Source organism: Wolbachia endosymbiont of Cardiocondyla obscurior, assembly GCF_902713635.1.
In the GTDB taxonomy this organism is placed as follows: Bacteria; Pseudomonadota; Alphaproteobacteria; order Rickettsiales; family Anaplasmataceae; genus Wolbachia; species Wolbachia pipientis.
Map to the genome: position 1 here is coordinate 1 of NZ_CACTIU010000019.1, position 16,707 is coordinate 16,707.

At 34.9% G+C, this 16,707-nt stretch carries 20 protein-coding genes; 18 read left to right on the forward strand and 2 right to left on the reverse strand.

What is annotated here, in order from left to right; genetic code table 11:
- Positions 1 to 9: 9 nt before the first annotated feature.
- The 18 genes from WOCAOBSORBRA_RS02230 (at position 10) to WOCAOBSORBRA_RS06440 (ending at position 12,403) form a co-directional block, all read left to right on the forward strand.
- Complete coding sequence (locus tag WOCAOBSORBRA_RS02230; protein ID WP_246165603.1) at positions 10 to 624, forward strand: glycoside hydrolase family 25 protein; 615 nt, start codon at positions 10 to 12, stop codon at positions 622 to 624.
- A complete protein-coding gene (locus WOCAOBSORBRA_RS02235) occupies positions 621 to 2,039 on the forward strand; it encodes a phage portal protein (protein WP_174515811.1) in 1,419 nt (472 codons plus the stop codon). The genes WOCAOBSORBRA_RS02230 and WOCAOBSORBRA_RS02235 overlap by 4 nt, the downstream gene beginning before the upstream one ends.
- The gene (locus tag WOCAOBSORBRA_RS02240) at positions 2,036 to 3,082 is read left to right on the forward strand and encodes a S49 family peptidase (protein WP_174515812.1); all 1,047 of its coding nucleotides are present in this window, start codon (positions 2,036 to 2,038) and stop codon (positions 3,080 to 3,082) included. Before WOCAOBSORBRA_RS02235 ends, WOCAOBSORBRA_RS02240 begins: the two co-directional genes overlap by 4 nt.
- A gap of 77 nt (positions 3,083 to 3,159) precedes the next feature.
- Positions 3,160 to 3,528, forward strand: a complete 369-nt coding sequence (locus WOCAOBSORBRA_RS02245; RefSeq protein WP_077188124.1) for a head decoration protein — start codon at positions 3,160 to 3,162, stop codon at positions 3,526 to 3,528.
- 25 nt (positions 3,529 to 3,553) lie between these two features.
- Entirely contained in the window at positions 3,554 to 4,558 is a 1,005-nt protein-coding gene (locus tag WOCAOBSORBRA_RS02250) for a major capsid protein (protein ID WP_174515813.1), read from the forward strand.
- Positions 4,558 to 4,869 (forward strand): head-tail joining protein, encoded by a 312-nt coding sequence (locus WOCAOBSORBRA_RS02255; protein ID WP_141457308.1) that lies wholly within the window; start codon positions 4,558 to 4,560, stop codon positions 4,867 to 4,869. Before WOCAOBSORBRA_RS02250 ends, WOCAOBSORBRA_RS02255 begins: the two co-directional genes overlap by 1 nt.
- The gene (locus WOCAOBSORBRA_RS02260; protein WP_174515814.1) at positions 4,862 to 5,380 is read left to right on the forward strand and encodes a phage tail protein; all 519 of its coding nucleotides are present in this window, start codon (positions 4,862 to 4,864) and stop codon (positions 5,378 to 5,380) included. The genes WOCAOBSORBRA_RS02255 and WOCAOBSORBRA_RS02260 overlap by 8 nt, the downstream gene beginning before the upstream one ends.
- Positions 5,377 to 5,850 (forward strand): hypothetical protein, encoded by a 474-nt coding sequence (locus WOCAOBSORBRA_RS02265; protein ID WP_174515815.1) that lies wholly within the window; start codon positions 5,377 to 5,379, stop codon positions 5,848 to 5,850. Before WOCAOBSORBRA_RS02260 ends, WOCAOBSORBRA_RS02265 begins: the two co-directional genes overlap by 4 nt.
- Positions 5,837 to 6,301: a phage baseplate assembly protein V gene (locus tag WOCAOBSORBRA_RS02270; protein ID WP_174515816.1), complete on the forward strand. Its 465-nt coding sequence runs from the start codon at positions 5,837 to 5,839 to the stop codon at positions 6,299 to 6,301. The genes WOCAOBSORBRA_RS02265 and WOCAOBSORBRA_RS02270 overlap by 14 nt, the downstream gene beginning before the upstream one ends.
- A gap of 7 nt (positions 6,302 to 6,308) precedes the next feature.
- Positions 6,309 to 6,557 carry a PAAR domain-containing protein gene (locus tag WOCAOBSORBRA_RS02275; RefSeq protein ID WP_174515817.1) on the forward strand — a complete coding sequence of 83 codons (249 nt, stop codon included), beginning with the start codon at positions 6,309 to 6,311 and terminating at the stop codon, positions 6,555 to 6,557.
- Between the two features lie 2 nt (positions 6,558 to 6,559).
- A complete protein-coding gene (locus tag WOCAOBSORBRA_RS02280) occupies positions 6,560 to 6,895 on the forward strand; it encodes a GPW/gp25 family protein (RefSeq protein WP_174515818.1) in 336 nt (111 codons plus the stop codon).
- Positions 6,896 to 6,897: 2 nt separating this feature from the next.
- Positions 6,898 to 7,683 (forward strand): baseplate assembly protein, encoded by a 786-nt coding sequence (locus WOCAOBSORBRA_RS02285; protein ID WP_174515819.1) that lies wholly within the window; start codon positions 6,898 to 6,900, stop codon positions 7,681 to 7,683.
- Entirely contained in the window at positions 7,683 to 8,837 is a 1,155-nt protein-coding gene (locus WOCAOBSORBRA_RS02290) for a phage tail protein (RefSeq protein WP_174515820.1), read from the forward strand. Before WOCAOBSORBRA_RS02285 ends, WOCAOBSORBRA_RS02290 begins: the two co-directional genes overlap by 1 nt.
- 168 nt (positions 8,838 to 9,005) lie before the next feature.
- The gene (locus WOCAOBSORBRA_RS02295) at positions 9,006 to 9,728 is read left to right on the forward strand and encodes an ankyrin repeat domain-containing protein (RefSeq protein WP_174515821.1); all 723 of its coding nucleotides are present in this window, start codon (positions 9,006 to 9,008) and stop codon (positions 9,726 to 9,728) included.
- A gap of 26 nt (positions 9,729 to 9,754) precedes the next feature.
- Complete coding sequence (locus WOCAOBSORBRA_RS02300) at positions 9,755 to 10,216, forward strand: ankyrin repeat domain-containing protein (protein ID WP_174515822.1); 462 nt, start codon at positions 9,755 to 9,757, stop codon at positions 10,214 to 10,216.
- Between the two features lie 4 nt (positions 10,217 to 10,220).
- Positions 10,221 to 10,652: a DUF2924 domain-containing protein gene (locus WOCAOBSORBRA_RS02305; protein ID WP_174515823.1), complete on the forward strand. Its 432-nt coding sequence runs from the start codon at positions 10,221 to 10,223 to the stop codon at positions 10,650 to 10,652.
- Between the two features lie 9 nt (positions 10,653 to 10,661).
- Positions 10,662 to 12,146: a recombinase family protein gene (locus tag WOCAOBSORBRA_RS02310; protein WP_174515824.1), complete on the forward strand. Its 1,485-nt coding sequence runs from the start codon at positions 10,662 to 10,664 to the stop codon at positions 12,144 to 12,146.
- Between the two features lie 131 nt (positions 12,147 to 12,277).
- The gene (locus WOCAOBSORBRA_RS06440) at positions 12,278 to 12,403 is read left to right on the forward strand and encodes a hypothetical protein (protein WP_010405125.1); all 126 of its coding nucleotides are present in this window, start codon (positions 12,278 to 12,280) and stop codon (positions 12,401 to 12,403) included.
- Between the two features lie 161 nt (positions 12,404 to 12,564).
- On the opposite strand, the gene WOCAOBSORBRA_RS02315 is transcribed toward WOCAOBSORBRA_RS06440, so the two are convergent.
- Positions 12,565 to 14,553, reverse strand: a complete 1,989-nt coding sequence (locus tag WOCAOBSORBRA_RS02315) for an ankyrin repeat domain-containing protein (RefSeq protein WP_174515825.1) — start codon at positions 14,551 to 14,553, stop codon at positions 12,565 to 12,567.
- A 154-nt stretch (positions 14,554 to 14,707) separates the two neighbouring features.
- Entirely contained in the window at positions 14,708 to 16,147 is a 1,440-nt protein-coding gene (locus WOCAOBSORBRA_RS02320) for a hypothetical protein (RefSeq protein WP_174515826.1), read from the reverse strand.
- Positions 16,148 to 16,707 lie beyond the last annotated feature (560 nt).

Below are 16,707 nucleotides of genomic sequence, written 5' to 3' on the forward strand. Positions count from 1 at the left end.
TTTCCTTACTTGATCTGCTTCTTCTTCTACCTCTCTCACATCATTTTTTCAATCACCTTTTGCAGCAGGTCTCTAGACAAAGAGAATGGTATAGTTGGAGTAATTCACAAGGCAACACAAGGGCTAAAACATGTGGATTCAAAGTATGCGAAGAGAAGAAAGAAAGCTGAAGAAGAAGGATTACTCTGGGGAGCATATCATTTTGGCACAGAAGGAAACGGCAAGAATCAAGCTGATCATTTTCTAAAAACGGTAGGCGAAAGCAAAAATACCATACTTGCGCTGGATATTGAAGAAAACAAAAGTGGCAAAAATATTGCAGTTAAGCAAGCTGAGGAATTTGTAAAGAGAGTTGAAGAAGTAACAGGAAGATTACCCCTAATTTATGGCAGTAGCTATTTTCTTAAGGATTTTGCCACGCCAACTTTGACAAAATGTCCATTATGGATAGCAAGCTGGAGAAAAGAGCTCACATTACCAAAAGGCTGGAATGATTGGATTTTATGGCAATATACTGACGGTAAAACAAATCCAGAGCCACATGAAGTAGAAGGAATCGGAAAATGTGACAGAAATAAATTTAACGGAACTTTGAAAGAATTAAGAGAATTTTGGTTAGTATGATGCTGAAAAATTTCAAACAACTATTTAGTAAGCCAAAAATCAAAAGTTCTGCTTGGGATGCGTCAGGCTCAGGAAGAAGAGTGATGTATTGGCAAGGAGAAACAGGAAGCATAAATAATTTACTTTCTCAGAGCCTTGGGCACTTACGTAGCCGCTCTCGGGATATGGTAAGAAAAAATCCATATGCAGCAAATATCATTGATACAATAGTAAGTAACTCTATTGGAACAGGAATAAAACCACAATCAAAAGCAAGAGATGGAGAATTTCGAAAGAAAGTGCAAGAATTATGGCTAAAATGGACAGATGAAGCAGATAGCTGTGGAATGAGTGATTTTTATGGATTACAAGCTCTAGTATGCAGAAGTATGATAGAGGGAGGAGAATGTTTTGTACGTTTAAGAACGAGAAAGCTGGAAGATAGATTTTCTGTGCCATTACAACTGCAAGTACTTGAGTCTGAACATTTAGATAATAAAACAAATCAAACTTTAGGAAATGGTAATGTAATAAGAAACGGGATTGAGTTTAACAAGCTTGGGCAAAGAGAAGCATATTACCTATTTAAAGAACACCCTGGTGAAGGCTCGTTTGGTGAATCAGTGAGAGTTCCAGCAAATGATGTTTTACATATTTATAGACCATTAAGACCTGGGCAAATCAGAGGGGAGCCTTGGCTTTCTAATATACTGCTGAAGCTTTATGAGCTTGATCAATATGATGATGCAGAGCTGGTGAGAAAGAAAACTGCAGCAATGTTTGCTGGATTTATTACGAGACTCGATCCAGAAGCAAATATCATGGGAGAAGGTGAAGCAAGTGAGCAAGGAGTAGCACTATCTGGCCTGGAACCTGGAACAATGCAGCTTTTAGACCCAGGAGAGGACATAAAATTTTCAGAGCCATCAGATGTTGGAGGAAGTTATGAAGCATTCATGAGACAGCAACTGAGGGCAATAGCAATAGGTACAGGAATAACATATGAGCAGCTAACAGGAGATTTAACAGGTGTTAATTATTCATCCATTCGAGCAGGGCTGATAGAGTTTCGCAGAAGGTGTGCAATGTTACAGCATAACGTGATAGTGTTCCAGTTTTGTAGACCTATTTGGAATAGATGGCTAGAATTAGCAGTGCTTTGTGGAGAACTGAGTATAGATGAAAAAGTAGTAAAAGCAGCGAAAGAAGAAGTAAAATGGATACCACAGGGATTTGATTGGGTGGATCCACTGAAAGATCAGCAAGCACAACAAATGGCAGTAAGAAATGGATTTAAGAGTCGATCGGAAGTAGTATCAGAAATGGGTTACGATGTTGAAGAAATTGACCAAGAAATAGCAGAAGATCAAAGACGTGCAAGCGAACTGGGCTTAAGTTTTGATTCTGAGGTTACTGCAAATCAAGAGGTGATATGAAACAACAATGGCTAAACAGATGTGTAATGGTAGAACCAAGGAGTTTTGAGTTACTGTCGCTACAAACAGGAAAGCAGCCTATCTTTAAAAATATAAAACATGCAGTAAGAAATAGTGAAAGAGGAATAATACCGATACATGGCATTTTAACTAAAAAACCTGGTGCATTTGATGAAATGCTCGGAATGACATCATATGAGCAAATAGAAGAACAAATTACACAAGCATTAGCAGATAGTAGCATAGAGACAATTATACTGGAAATAGATAGCCCCGGAGGAGAGGTAAACGGTATATTTGACCTAGCTGACTTTATTTATGAATCAAGAGCAAAAAAGAGGATAATAGCGATAGCAAATGATGATGCATATTCTGCTGCGTACGCTATAGCCTCTAGCGCTGAAAAGGTATTTGTGAGCAGAACCTCAGGAGTAGGAAGCATAGGGGTAATTGCAAGTCATATAGATCAAAGTGGATTTAATGAAAAATGTGGAATAAAATATACCACAGTATTTGCAGGAAGTAGAAAAAATGATTTAAATCCACATGAGCCAATGACGTCTGAAAGTCTGGAAAGCTTACAAAAAGAAGTAGACCGACTATATGAAATGTTTGTGCAGCTAATAGCGAGGAACAGAGGTCTTTCAATTGAAAAGATTCGATCAACGGAGGCAGGGCTATATTTTGGCGAGAGAGCAATAGAAATAGGTCTTGCAGATGGAATTACAATTCTTTCATCTATTAATAAAAACAGGAGTATTACTATGAATGAACAAACTACAACTGACCTAGAAACTGATAATTTAACTAAGTATCGTAATGAAGTTCTTGAATTAATACGTTTATGTAACTTATCACGAATGCCAGAGAAAATAGGAGAATTTATTGAGCAGGGCGTAAGTGTTGAGCAAGCCAGGGAAGTTTTAATGGAACTGCTAGCAGAGCGAACGAAGAAGACAGAAATACTGAGTGCAATACCACAGAATTCAGGAGAAGAGTTGATGATGGAGGTAGCAAGGACTAGAGCGCAATCAAGTATTTAAGTTTTTTTATAACCGCCGCGTACAACAATTACAAACATGGCGGTAAAACTAAAGGAGAAAATAAATGAGGAAATTTTATGAGTTGTATAATCGAACAAAATAATCTAGGTGACTTATTAAAGTATGAGGCATCAAGTCTATATTCAAGAGACCAAATAACGGTAGCCAAGGGACAAAATCTTAAACTTGGTACAGTTGTTGGTAGTGATAAGGATAACATGATTAAGATAATAAATCCAACTGCAACAGATGGTACACAAACAGCAATAGGTGCGATAGTAAGTGATGTAAATGCGACAGAAAATGCCAAAGCAGTAATCATTACACGTATAGCAATGCTAGCAGATCATGCAATTGTGTGGCCAACAGGTATCACTGAAGAGCAAAAAGCTGCAGCAATAAAGCAACTTGAAGGACGAGGGATCATTGTCCGCAAGGGAGTGTAACTTAAATTAATAAGGGGAAAAAAGAATGCAAAATCCATTTACAAATACAGCATTTAGCATGACGGCACTAACAAATGCGATGAATATATTGCCGATAAATTATGGACGTGTTGAAAATTTAAATTTGTTTCCAAGTAGGTCAGTAAGATTTAGACATATTACGATAGAAGAACACAACGGAGTGTTAAGTTTACTACCAACGCAAGTACCCGGAGCACCAGCAACAGTAGGAAAAAGAGGAAAAAGAAAGGTAAGAACATTTACGATTCCGCACATTCCGCATGATGATGTAGTGCTGCCAGAAGAAGTACAAGGAATAAGGGCATTTGGATCAGAGAGTGAACTTAAAGCGCTTGCAGATGTAATAACTGATCATTTGCAGCTAATGAGAAACAAACATGCAATAACATTAGAGCATTTGCGAATGGGAACGCTCAAAGGAATAATTTTAGATGCTGATGGGTCAGAATTATTAAATCTGTACAACGAATTTGAAATAACACCAAAAGTAGTAAATTTTGCCCTTGGAACAGCAACAACTGACGTAAAACGTAAGTGTCTGGAAGTACTCCGGCACATAGAAGATAATCTAAGTGGTGAATATATGACTGGAATTCATGCCTTGGTAAGCCCTGAGTTTTTTGATGCATTAAGTTCTCATGCTAAAGTAAAAGAAGCATATGAAAGATGGCAAGAAGGAGCAGCACTTCGAAATGATATGAGGTCAGGATTTACGTTCTGTGGCATAACATTTGAGGAATATAGAGGGCAAGCAACTGACCCTGAAGGAATCGTGAGAAGATTTATAGAAAGAGATACAGGGCACTGTTTTCCAGTAGGAACAGCAAGCACATTTACAACATATTTTGCACCAGCAGATTTTAATGAGACGGTAAATACTCTTGGACAGCCACTCTATGCAAAACAAGAGCCAAGAAGATTTGATAGAGGAACTGATTTACATACGCAGTCGAATCCATTGCCAATGTGCCATCGTCCGGGAGTTTTGGTAAAAATTAGTTCTAGTTGATGAATATAGGAAAATTATTGGAAGATTGTTTTGAGCATTTAGGAGTGGAAGCCACATATTGTAATAAAAATAAGGAGGGCATTCGTAGAATAAAAGTGCTAATTAAACGTCCTGAGACTACGTACTCTCTAGGTGCAGATGGAGCATTAACTCAGCAAATTGCTTCTATAGAAATACGTGATCAGGACGTTACTTCCTTTAGCATAGGTGATTATATCAAGATTGAAAAAAGGTTCTACAAGATTTTTGAACCACCGTTAAAAGATTCTTCGAGTGAAATATGGAAAATTGAGGCAATAGAAAATGTTTGATATTAAAATTAGTAACAATATTAATGAAATAGTCTACAATATTGACGAAAAAGAGCAGAAAGTAAAACTGGCAGCTATAAAAGCACTAAATAGAACAGCACTATGGTTAAAAGCGCAAGCAGCTAAGGAAATCAGTGAGGAAAAGAAGATAAAATTAAGTTTGATAAGAAAGAGATTAAGAATTTTTAAGGTGAAAACTAGCAGATTAGAAGTGTTAATTAGAGCAAATCTCTACGACATTAGAGCATCGACAATTGGCAAAATACAAAAAACAAGAAGAGGATCGAAAGTAGGAAAGCATGAGTTTATAGGAGGATTTGCAGCGGTTATGCCAAAAGGAAATAGCGGTATGTTTAAACGTGAAGGAAGAGTAGCATTGCCAATAAAGGAAGTTAAGTTGCCACTAGAACCTGAGGCTTCAAGGATAATAGGGAATCTTGTTAATTATGAAGTTGAAAAGGTATTTGAAAAATTCTTCCACCGCGAATTAAGTGACATTACACCTATATGAATTGGCAAGATTTACATCAAGCAATTTGCAGCACACTGAAGGAAGAAATACCGGCTATACAGACATGTGAAATTTATCCATCGATAAGGAAAGAATTATTAGCGCCAGCGTTATTTGTAGAGCTTGTGAGTTTAGAATCGGGAAAAGATCCAGGAACAGAAGAATTAGCACTGAAAGCAAGATTTGAAGCACGAATTGTGATTGATAGCACAATAGAAAATGCAGCTATTATTGTCAGAACATTAGCTGCTGAGGTGGCAAAAGTTGTAAACAAAAATACTTGGAACGTGAAAAATATTTCTCCTGCTGAATTTCTCTCTGCAGAGCCTGATGGATTTAGACCCGAATTAGATGCATATTTGGTGTGGATGGTTGATTGGAGTCATCAGCTTCATTTAGGTAAATCGATATGGACAGAAAATAAGATTAAGTCACATACGATTATAATAGGAGAAAATGTTAGAGAGTAATTTTGCTATTTCAGAGCTGCAAAGAAAGTTAGCAAACATTATACGAATAGGAGTTGTAAAAGAAGTAGATTATGAGAAAGCAAAAGTAAGAGTACAAATAGGAGAACTTTTAACAGATTATTTACCTTGGATAACAAGTAAAGCAGGAAAAGATAGAGATTGGTTTCCGCCAGATATCGATGAACAGGTTGTGATATTTTCTCCTTTTGGTGAACTATCATTAGGAGTGGTATTAGGAGGAATATATCAGGAAAAATACGCTGCACCAGAGAATAAAAAAGAAATAAACAGTATAAAATTTCAAGATGGGACGAGGTTGTTGTACGATAAAGATAAACATCATTTAGAGATTGAAGTAGTAGACAAAATAACACTGAAGGCTGGGGAATCGAGTATAGAAATGACAAAGAGCGAAATAAGCCTAAAAGCGAAAAGAATAAATCTAAATTGAGGAAAAGGTGAAGATAGTACATCTAGGAAATCAGTGCGGAGAAGCTATACCGCATTTCTGTATTAGTGGCAGTAACAATGTTTTTGTGAATGGTAAGCCAGTTTGCCGTAAAGGAGATAATTTTACAGAAGGAAGAGTATTAATTGAAGGATCAAAAACAGTTTTTGCCAATGGGTTTGGAGTGGGAAGAGTTGGTGATATGGTTTCTTGTGGTTCCAAGGTGATCAGTGGTAGCAATAGTACATTTGTAGGCTAAGAGTGAAAGGAATGAATAAAGAAACAGGTAAGGAATTAGAAGGAATAGAACATCTGAAACAATCAATAATTGATATACTGACCACTCCTATTAACAGTAGAGTAATGAGGAGAGATTATGGGTCAAGACTATTTGAATTAGTAGATAAGCCAATAAATAGAGATTTAACTTTGGAAATCTATTCAGCAGTAGCAGAAGCTTTGGAAAAATGGGAAAAGAGGTTTAAATTGGAAAAAGTAAAAATTACAGAAGTAAAAGAGGGAAAAGTAATTCTTGTACTTGAAGGTATTTATCTTCCAGAAGGCAAGTTCATAGATATTAGCGGAATAGTTGTTTAGAAATGCAGACATCTAATATTATTCAAAAACTAAGCTATGAGGAAATATTTTCGAGAATGAAGGAAGAGTTAGTGAAAAGTTTTACAGCATTAGTAGAAAGTGACCCAGCGATGAAGGTATTAGAAGTAGCAGCATGGAGGGAATTGTTACTAAGACAAAGAATAAACGAAGCTGTAAAAAGTAATTTACTTAAGTTTGCAATGGGAGAAGATCTTGATAATTTGGCTGAGTTTTACGGAGTAGAGAGGGAAAAAGAAGAAGATGATGAAAGATTTAGAAAGAGGGTAAAAGCAAAAATAAAAGGCTGGAGTACAGGAGGAAGTAAAGAGTATTATCGTTATCATGCACTGTCAGCAGATAGTAGAGTTCAAGATGCGTTAGTAGAATCGCCTACACCAGGTAAAGTGCAGATTTCAATCTTATCAACACAATTATCCACAACTGGCATGGTGTCAGAAGAGCTACTAGAAATTGTAAAAAAGCAGGTTATTAGAGATGATATAAGGGTTTTAACAGATACAGTAACAGTAATTGGTTGCAATATTACGGAAATAGATATTCACAGCAGAGTGAGCGTAAGTCCTGTAATATCAGAGGAAGAAATTAAGAAGCAGTTTATTAAGAAGTTTGAATTAGCAAAAAGATTAGGGTGGAGTGTAACAAGATCGTGGATAATAGCAAACCTATTTGTAGAGGGTGTAGAAAATGTGGAATTAATCGAGCCAAAAGAGGACGTTGTAGTACCAGGAAATGAGTGCGCTGCATTAAGAAATTTAAAGGTTGAGTAATGTTATTGCCACCAAATGCAACAAAACAGGAGAAAGAGCTAGTAGATGCGATAGATTATAAAGTAGATATCCAAAGAGGGTTTAAGTTCAACCTGAAAGAAGAAACATTGCCGTGGATAATAGAAGAATATGGTTTAGAAGAGATACTGCGCTGGGTAAAAGATAAAAGAAGAGCGATAGTAGAAGGAGTAAAATTTCAAAGACTGAGAGGAACATCTGCATCACTAAAAATAGCACTAAAATGGGCAAATATAGAAGATATTACAATTATCGAAGAACCACCTGGTAAACATTTTTTTGAACTGCAGATAGGGATAAGGGATGTTCCAAATAACTTTTTTGTAGATGCGGTTGTAGAGCTTGCAAAACTATCGTTACCAGCAAGATCGCGGCTAATGAGGATTTTCAATGATCACTATAACGTTGATAGGTTTATTTTAGATGAAAGTTTATTTGGAAGTTTGTTGTCAGACTACTCTGGTATAGAAGTTAAAAAAAATGGGCCAGTGTTATCGTTTGGAAGAATAAATTTTTTCAGTTCTAGAGGTCCGTTAGTAGAGATTGTAGACAACTATTTAAGAGAGCATTATGAACAAGCATTTAGTAATGACATATATCGGTTGAATGTGGCAGTGCTTGGGGAAACAGAGCCTCACACAAGGAATTACAAAGGCATCTATGAAAGAAATCATCAGTGGTATAACTTAAAAGCACTACATCCACTACCACAGAGCTTATTGCCAGAAATAAAGTTTACAAAAGCACAGATAGTATTATCAGACAGTTGGAGGTTAGGAGAAATAAACGCATGTTTTCCAGTTGGTAGTATAGAGGAAAGAGGGAATAAATTTGTATTGGGAAACGATACACTTTCAGGGCAACGTTGGAATTTAAAACACAAACCAATTTTAGAAAGGTTTAGCGTTACCCATGATTATAAAGTAGAAAATTATACTGATCAAAAGATCACAAAATATGTTTTAGCAGAACACAACATTTACTATAAAAACGACTTAGATTCAGAGCAAAAAGACTCAATACACGAATTAGAAAATCATATTTTAGTATTTTATCCGGGAGTACTGAAGTGGCATAAACATCGACATTTGCACAGAAGTTGGAAAGATAGTCGAATAATATCTCTAATAAGTTAAGTACTTATATTTGGATACTCATATATTATATTAATAATAGGTAAAAGTGTATGAAATAAAAAGAAAAAGACTTGCTTTCTCATGCTAAAAAGGACATAACTTGAATAGCAGCAGGTAAACATAAGAAATTTATCTAGCGCTAGAAAAGCTAATTTTGTGAGGTATGAAATGAGTTTTAGCAAGAGTAAGTTTTTTAAAGAAGTATCAAGTAACGGGTTTAAAAACATTAATAAAAGAAATGAAGAAGGAGAAACGATATTACACCAAGCAGTAGAAATCTCTGATTACAAAACAGTGAGATTATTAATAAAAAAAGGAGCAGAGGTAAATGCAAGAGATAAAAATGGTTATACACCTCTACACTGTGCAGTATTCGCAAAGAGTTTAGAAAATGTAAAAGTGCTGCTAAGGTCGGGAGCAGAAGTAAATGCCACTCAATATGTCACTGGATGTACGCCACTCCACTCTGCGTGCAAAATAGGAGGAGCAGGAGTTGAAATAATAAAAGAGCTGGTAAAGGCTGGAGCTGAAGTTAATCAACTGAATAAGTACGGTGCAACACCAATGTATTACATATGGGAAAGTGAAAAGTATTCTCTGTGTGATAGTAAAGAAAGTGAAAAGGCAAGTAAATTTTTGAGAGAAAAAGGTGGAGTAACAAAAAGTAGAGAACTGACCTGCTATGGAATAGAGAGGATAGTGGGAGAAATAGCAGACATGCTGAATGGGAGCTATATGCCGGAGCTAAAAATAATAGAGATAGAAGAAATAAGGAAGAGAGACAAATCGCTAATAAAGAAAGAATGTCAAAATTTAGCAAGCAAGATAATGAGCCAAGTGAACGAAATGATAGATGAGGTGGTGAGAAAGAAGGCCTCAAAGAGGGGTTAAAATTTAAAGAAAAGGTGAGGTAGATTATGAGTAAAAAAGAAAAAGAGGAGTCACTATTAGAGAACTCAAGTAAAAATATTTATGAAAGAGACGAGAATGGAAGAACAGTTCTACATTATGCAGTAGACGCAAAAACAGTGAGGTTATTAATCGAAAAAGGAGCGAATGTGAATGCAGCAGATGTAGAAGGATACACAGCACTGCACTTAGCGGTAACGGAGAAATATCTAGAAACCGTGAGAGAATTGATAAAATCAGGAGGGAATGTAAATGCTGAGGAATATGGAAGTAAATGCACTCCATTGCACCTTGCATGTATGGTGGGGAAAGTGGAAATAGTAAAAGAGTTAGTGGAAGCAGGGGCTGAAATAGAGCAAGCAGATAAATTTGGAATGACAGCGATGGATTATGCTAAAAATAGCAAAAAGATAACCGAGGTATTAAAGAAAGAAACAGACAGAATTGAAAAGCTATTTATGAAGGGCTAAAAATATGGAGAAAGAAATAGAAAAGAAAGTAATGAATTTAGAGAGAAAACCTTTGGGTGAGCTGAGAAAAATGTGGAAGAAGGTATTTGGGGAAGAGGCACCTAAACATTCAAAGAAATATCTGATACCGAGACTAGCATATAGAATGCAGGAAAAAGTATATGGAGAAATGTCAAGAAAAGGAGCAAAAAGACTAGAGTATCTGGCAGATCGGCTAGAGAAGGGAAAAAGAATAAGTAGCGATAAATTACCAGTAGAAGGGACAGAATTAATACTAGAGAGAGGAGACGAGACTCACGCGGTAAGGGTAACAGATAAGGGTTTAATCTACAGAGAAGAGTTTTATACGTCATTATCAGCAGTAGCCGGAAAAATAATGGGAATGAGCTACAACGGACCTTTATTATTCGGGATGCGTGATAAAAGTGGAAATTGAGGAGAGAGAATGCTAAAAGAGGTAAGGTGTGCGATATATACAAGAAAATCAAATGAGGATGGGCTAGAACAAAAGTTTAATAGCTTGGACGCGCAAAGGGTAGCATGTGAAAAGTACATAAAAAGCAGAGAGAGCTGGGTATCATTGGCAAAAAGGTACGATGATGGAGGCTTTTCAGGGAAAAATTTAGAAAGACCAGCGATAAAGGAGTTGTTTGAAGATGTAAAGGTGGGGGAAGTAGATTGTGTAGTAGTATATACATTAGACAGGCTATCAAGAGAAACAAAAGACAGCATCGAAGTAACGTCATTTTTTAGAAGGCATAGAGTAAATTTTGTAGCAGTAACGCAGATATTTGACAATAATACGCCAATGGGAAAGTTTGTACAAACAGTGTTATCAGGAGCAGCACAACTAGAAAGAGAAATGATAGTAGAGAGAGTAAAAAATAAAATAGCAACATCAAAAGAACAAGGACTATGGATGGGTGGAACTTTGCCGCTTGGGTATGATGTAAAAGATAAAGAATTAATAATAAATGAGAAAGAAGCAAAGTTGGTAAAACATATATTTGAGAGGTATATAGAGCTGAAGTCAATGGCAGAATTGGCAAGGGAGTTAAATAGCCAAGGTTACAGAACAAAATCAGATATCTTTAAAAAGGCGACGGTGAGAAGAATAATAACAAATCCAATATATATGGGAAAAATACGGCATTATGAGAAAGAGTATGAGGGAAAGCATGAAGCGATAATAGAAAAGGAAAAATGGCAAAAAGCACAAGAATTGATAAAGAATCAGCCATATAGAAAGGCGAAATACGAGGAAGCGCTACTTAAGGGAATAATTAAGTGCAAGAGCTGTGATGTAAATATGACACTAACGTACTCAAAAAAAGAGAATAAAAGGTATCGATATTATGTGTGCAACAATCATTTAAGGGGAAAGGGTTGTGAATCAGGAAGCCGAAATGTAATAGCCGGAGAAGTGGAAAAAGAAGTAATGAAGAGAGCGGAGCAGATATATGAAAAATGGGGAGAAAATGCGGAAGAATGGAAAAATTTAAGTTTTGGAAAGCAGAAAGAAGTAGTGAAAAAGTTAATAAAAGGAGTAATGGTGAGAGAGGATGGAATAGAGGTGAGTTCTGAATCAGAGGAAAAATTTATACCAATAAAGAAGAAAGGAAATAAATGCACGGTAGTAGAACCAGAAGGTAAAACAAACAATGCATTACTGAAAGCAGTGGTAAGAGCCCATCTGTGGAAACGGCAACTAGAAGAGGGAAAATACGAAAGTGTGAAGGAACTGAGCGTTAAAATTAATATAGGTACAAGAAGGGTACAACAAATTTTAAGGTTAAATTACCTAGCTCCAAAAATAAAGGAAGACATAGTAAAGGGAAGACAACCAAGAGGTTTGAAGTTAGCTGATTTAAGAGAAATACCAATGTTATGGAGTGAACAATTAGAGAAGTTTTACGGCTCAGCGTCGTAACGTTTATAAAAACAACATGAAAAAACATCGAAAAAAGTATGTGCCAGAAAATTAAAAAAGGTTATTGCAAAAGGAGCTACTACAAAGGGCCACACAAAAAGATGTTGAAATTGATATAGAAGAGCAAATAAATGTTACAAAATCAACTATGTAAAAATATCAATACAAGTGATGAAGATTTTAGCATATTAGGTGCAACAATGGTAGAAAATGATCCAATTTTAGCTGCATATTTTAATAGTAGACCTGGAGTGTAAAAGGCAGCTCAGCCAATTGTATGTTCCATATCCTCATTTTGTAGCCAGCTTAAAAACAATATAAAAGAGTATTCTTAGAAGACATTGGTACGAACTCCTTAATCTATAAATTACAGTAGTTTATATTTAAATAATAATCTTCAACTTTTTAGCAAATTAATCTACCTAGAAACTTCTCTCCTAGGATCAGAAGTCCTTCTTAACTCTTCACGTTCTGTCCATTTGTTGTTAGACTCGCTTATTACTTCAGGATGCATTAATCCACCGGATCTAGCAAAAACACCTCGGTCTATAGCTTCAATAACCGATAAACCTCCCAATAAGCAATTTTGTCCTATCTTTTCATAATTTTCTATTCCTTCATTGCAATCTTCTATTGCTTCATTATAACTGTCTATTTCATCGAGTAGAAGTAGGCCTTCTTCACTCACCTCTACTTTTATCCAATTTTTATTTTCTTCATGAGGGCATAATCTAACTTCTAATTCTCCCAAACTAGTATAGAAAGTTAATACTATACTGCTGCCTTCTGTAAGATCTGTATAATTCCTTATGCCATTTTCAGTTTTAATTTCTACTTCACTTCTACCGATCTTTACTATATTTCTTCCACACTTTATCTCTCCATCGGTTAGACCTAAATCCCTTACCCCATCTGTTATCTTTATAATGTCTATTTTACTATCTTTAGAATATTCTAAGTAAAAAACGGAGTTGTCTACTCTTGCATCTTTTAGCTCTCTATTGGTTGCACTTTTTGCGATTTCAATAAACTTATGAGAATTGCTAATATAATCTCTATAAGCTTTTTTTAGGTTAGTTTTATGCTCTTTAAATTCTGATGTCAGTGTGTTAGCATCAACTGTATTACCAAACACTGCCCCTTTTGATACTAATTGACATACTATATTACTAGCAACTTTAGGATTCTTTTCTAATTCACTGATTTTTTTCATCACATAATCGGTAAAAGTGTACTCATTACCTAAAAAAAAATCTTGTGAAGAAGAATAATTTAAACGTACACCAGACTTTATAGCATCATTTACAATCTCTTCAAGTTCAGCCATGTTTTGAGCTCGCAATACCTTATCAGAAAACTTATTTAATTTCTCCTTTTGATTTGAAGTTAAATTAACGAGTAATTTACTGGCCTGTCCTTCCTTTTGCTGACGATAAATATTTATACCATAATATAATGCTCCTGCTTCTAAAAATATCTTTCTTAACTCTTGAATAAGACCTTCATTGTCCCAAGAAAAACGATCAACATAAGAAAATACTTTTGATTCACCCATTCCTTGCCGAATATTTAGCACCACTTTTAGGTCTGAATCTCTTTTATGCTTACTTAAAAACTCCTTTAAATTTTTAGTGCAGTCTGAATCGAGTACAAGTAAGTCATACAATTCTGCATTTAACTTTTTCTGTTTATCAGTTAGAAATAATTCTTCTATATTATAGCAGAGTTTATTAGTTGCTATTTGTTGTGGAGTTCTCCCCTTTCTGCTTGTTATATTAGGGTTAGCTCCTTTCAGGAGAAGAGAGTTTGCATTATCGTAATGACCTTTAGCAGCAGCAAGGTATAGTGGTGTTTTTCCTTTATTATCTTGTATGTTAGGATCTGCGCCTGCTTCTAAGAGTAAATCTATAGCCTGATTTCCTGTGCGACGAAATCCACCAATATTTGCTCCTGCAATTGCATGCAATACTGTTGATTGAGATTCTCCTCTTCTTAGGTTAAGAATTACTTTTAAATCTTTATTGTTTTTATTATCATGTAAAAATTCTTCAAGGGGCTCAGTATTATCAAATGAACCACAGTTAGAAGCTAAACATTTTAGAGCACTAAGTAACCTTTTATTTAAATTTTTTTGACTTGGCGTAAGATCGTGATCTAGAGCAAACCAAACACAAATCTGTTCACTTAATCCAAGTTTGCTATCTATCAAAGATGATGGTTCATTATAATTTCTAACTGATGGTAAATCTCCTGAGTACCACATATCATTCATCAGTTCATTTAATAAATGCTCTTTAGATGATAAATGTTCTATAATGGATTCATATTCAATATCATATAGTTCTGGTTTGGATTTTGGTTTTAGTAAATTGATGATAGACTTTATCATCCCAGCAGACTCACCCATACTTACCCCTTAATCTAAGATATACAATATATTGTATGCAATATGTAACATTAAGTCAATAACCATAATCTTTTTACTACTCATATAATTAAGCTTTTGTTAAGTTTTTATGGTGAGTAATATAAGATCTTTAGACAATCAAGCAGTGTAGCATTTACCCTACAGTACGGCTTGTTGTCTGTTTTGAATTTGTTACTATCTCACACCAACTATTTTTTTTCTTTTCATTAGATAAGGTAATTTTTTCAGAAGATTGACGTAGTGTTTCATGTTTTTCAAAATATCCTCGTTTAATCGCATCATGTACTGAATATCCACCAAGTAAACAATTTTCTCCTATTTCTTCCTTATCTTTTAATTGATCAAGTTTCTTCTTGTCATCGTCACTTATCTTTACTTCAATTTTATTGTTGTCTTTATCACTAGAACGTAGATGAATACTAATCTTTCCTACTTCAGTAGTAAAAGACATTTCAATGCCACCTTCTAAAACGTCTGTATAATTTCTTTTTCCTCCTACATTTTCAACTCTTACTATACTCTTTCCAACATGAAATATATGATGTCTAAAACTTAAATCTTTCACTTTTGGATTATTTATAACTTTTGCAACCTCAACAGTGCTATCTTGCGAATATTTTACATAAAAATATCCATTATCCATTTCTACGTGTAAAGCTTTGCCTTGGGCACTACTGTTTATAATACCTTCATCTGCTACACTTTTTAGCTTGTTATCAATTTCTTCACATTCTGCAAAAATCTCATAACTGAACCCATAAGTTGCATACAATAACTTATCATCATAAAAGGAACTGCATTTTACTCTTCCACCTTTTAATAGTAAATTACTCATGATATTACGTATAATACCTATATTTTTATCATCTGATACACCCTCGTAGGCAGGAATATCTCTTATTCCCTTAGAAACTAAACTTGTTATAGTCTCACTATCGTCTGATAAACTCTCATAAGGTGGTAATCCCTTATGCTGTCGTATTCTATCAGGGATATTTCTTATTTCCTTAAAAATTAAACTTGTTATAGTATACTTATCATCGTTATATTTTGAATTGAGTCTTATCCCTTTTTGCAAATATTTATTTGTTATGCACTCTATACGCTCTAAAGCAGTGTTTGTAAAATTTTCATGCTTATCCCTATAACCTTGATCATTTTTTGTTACTACATCTTTTAACTCTTTACGAAATTCATCAATTAGACTTCTCTCACTTTCAGTCAGTAGTAGATCTAACTTAATTAAAGCAGAGTCTCTTGGACTAATAGGGTAATTTTTCCAATATAAATCACTATCATCAGTTTCACTCTGATACGACAATGTATGTTTTACACATGTGTCAACAGCCTCCCTAGTTTCATGTCTCTGATCAAGGTCATAACATTCCGAACGATTACTTATTCCTTGAACAAACAAACTATAATCATCTAAATCTGTTATGTCATCTTCAGGCGTTGGTCCCTCATTGCTATTACACTCAATTTTTGAATACCATGGCTCAGTATTTAATTCCTCTCCTAGCTTTTGTTCACTGATAGATTCTACAACATATTTTACTGACTCTGTAACCATACTACCTCCTAGCCTAGATATAGAATATATTATGTACAATATATAATATTGGTCAAGCTAATTTCAACACAATCTTTTTACTACTCATATTTTTGTTAAGTTTTTATGGTGAGTAACAATGGAGTATATAGAGAGGTTAAAAGTTGCTTATGACTCCAAATTTTAGCCAGTTTTACTATAGGTCAACAAAATTGAGAAGCACTAGCGATATTTAATATATAGGAATATGATGCTTTAAAGGAGTGCAAAAACTGCTGAAGCTTATACAGTAACCTGCGGAGCCACTTCAGCAGAATAAACAAACATATGCCAGTATTAGTAGAGAATTATTTATAAGTCAACTAACTTTTTAAAAAAATATTTTAGTGAAGATACCATGCTAGCTAGTGTTATAAAGAATTCAATTGTTTACTCCTTCAAAAAAGGGCGTATATTTGTGAGAACAAGTTGCGTAAAAATAGGGTTGTAAAAATAGAAATTTGAAATCTTTGCAACAAAGTTAGGTAAGTTAGTTCGTATGTAAATGTAGTAAAAGTAGGCTAATATAGCTGGTTTTAGGA

Coding starts and splice junctions, on each gene's coding strand:
- WOCAOBSORBRA_RS02235 (WP_174515811.1), top strand. CDS start 621: ATGATGCTGAAAAATTTCAAACAACTATTTAGTAAGCCAAAAATCAAA.
- WOCAOBSORBRA_RS02240 (WP_174515812.1), top strand. CDS start 2,036: ATGAAACAACAATGGCTAAACAGATGTGTAATGGTAGAACCAAGGAGT.
- WOCAOBSORBRA_RS02245 (WP_077188124.1), top strand. CDS start 3,160: ATGAGTTGTATAATCGAACAAAATAATCTAGGTGACTTATTAAAGTAT.
- WOCAOBSORBRA_RS02250 (WP_174515813.1), top strand. CDS start 3,554: ATGCAAAATCCATTTACAAATACAGCATTTAGCATGACGGCACTAACA.
- WOCAOBSORBRA_RS02255 (WP_141457308.1), top strand. CDS start 4,558: ATGAATATAGGAAAATTATTGGAAGATTGTTTTGAGCATTTAGGAGTG.
- WOCAOBSORBRA_RS02260 (WP_174515814.1), top strand. CDS start 4,862: ATGTTTGATATTAAAATTAGTAACAATATTAATGAAATAGTCTACAAT.
- WOCAOBSORBRA_RS02265 (WP_174515815.1), top strand. CDS start 5,377: ATGAATTGGCAAGATTTACATCAAGCAATTTGCAGCACACTGAAGGAA.
- WOCAOBSORBRA_RS02270 (WP_174515816.1), top strand. CDS start 5,837: ATGTTAGAGAGTAATTTTGCTATTTCAGAGCTGCAAAGAAAGTTAGCA.
- WOCAOBSORBRA_RS02285 (WP_174515819.1), top strand. CDS start 6,898: ATGCAGACATCTAATATTATTCAAAAACTAAGCTATGAGGAAATATTT.
- WOCAOBSORBRA_RS02290 (WP_174515820.1), top strand. CDS start 7,683: ATGTTATTGCCACCAAATGCAACAAAACAGGAGAAAGAGCTAGTAGAT.
- WOCAOBSORBRA_RS02295 (WP_174515821.1), top strand. CDS start 9,006: ATGAGTTTTAGCAAGAGTAAGTTTTTTAAAGAAGTATCAAGTAACGGG.
- WOCAOBSORBRA_RS02300 (WP_174515822.1), top strand. CDS start 9,755: ATGAGTAAAAAAGAAAAAGAGGAGTCACTATTAGAGAACTCAAGTAAA.
- WOCAOBSORBRA_RS02305 (WP_174515823.1), top strand. CDS start 10,221: ATGGAGAAAGAAATAGAAAAGAAAGTAATGAATTTAGAGAGAAAACCT.
- WOCAOBSORBRA_RS02310 (WP_174515824.1), top strand. CDS start 10,662: ATGCTAAAAGAGGTAAGGTGTGCGATATATACAAGAAAATCAAATGAG.
- WOCAOBSORBRA_RS06440 (WP_010405125.1), top strand. CDS start 12,278: ATGTTACAAAATCAACTATGTAAAAATATCAATACAAGTGATGAAGAT.
- WOCAOBSORBRA_RS02315 (WP_174515825.1), bottom strand. CDS start 14,553: ATGGGTGAGTCTGCTGGGATGATAAAGTCTATCATCAATTTACTAAAA.
- WOCAOBSORBRA_RS02320 (WP_174515826.1), bottom strand. CDS start 16,147: ATGGTTACAGAGTCAGTAAAATATGTTGTAGAATCTATCAGTGAACAA.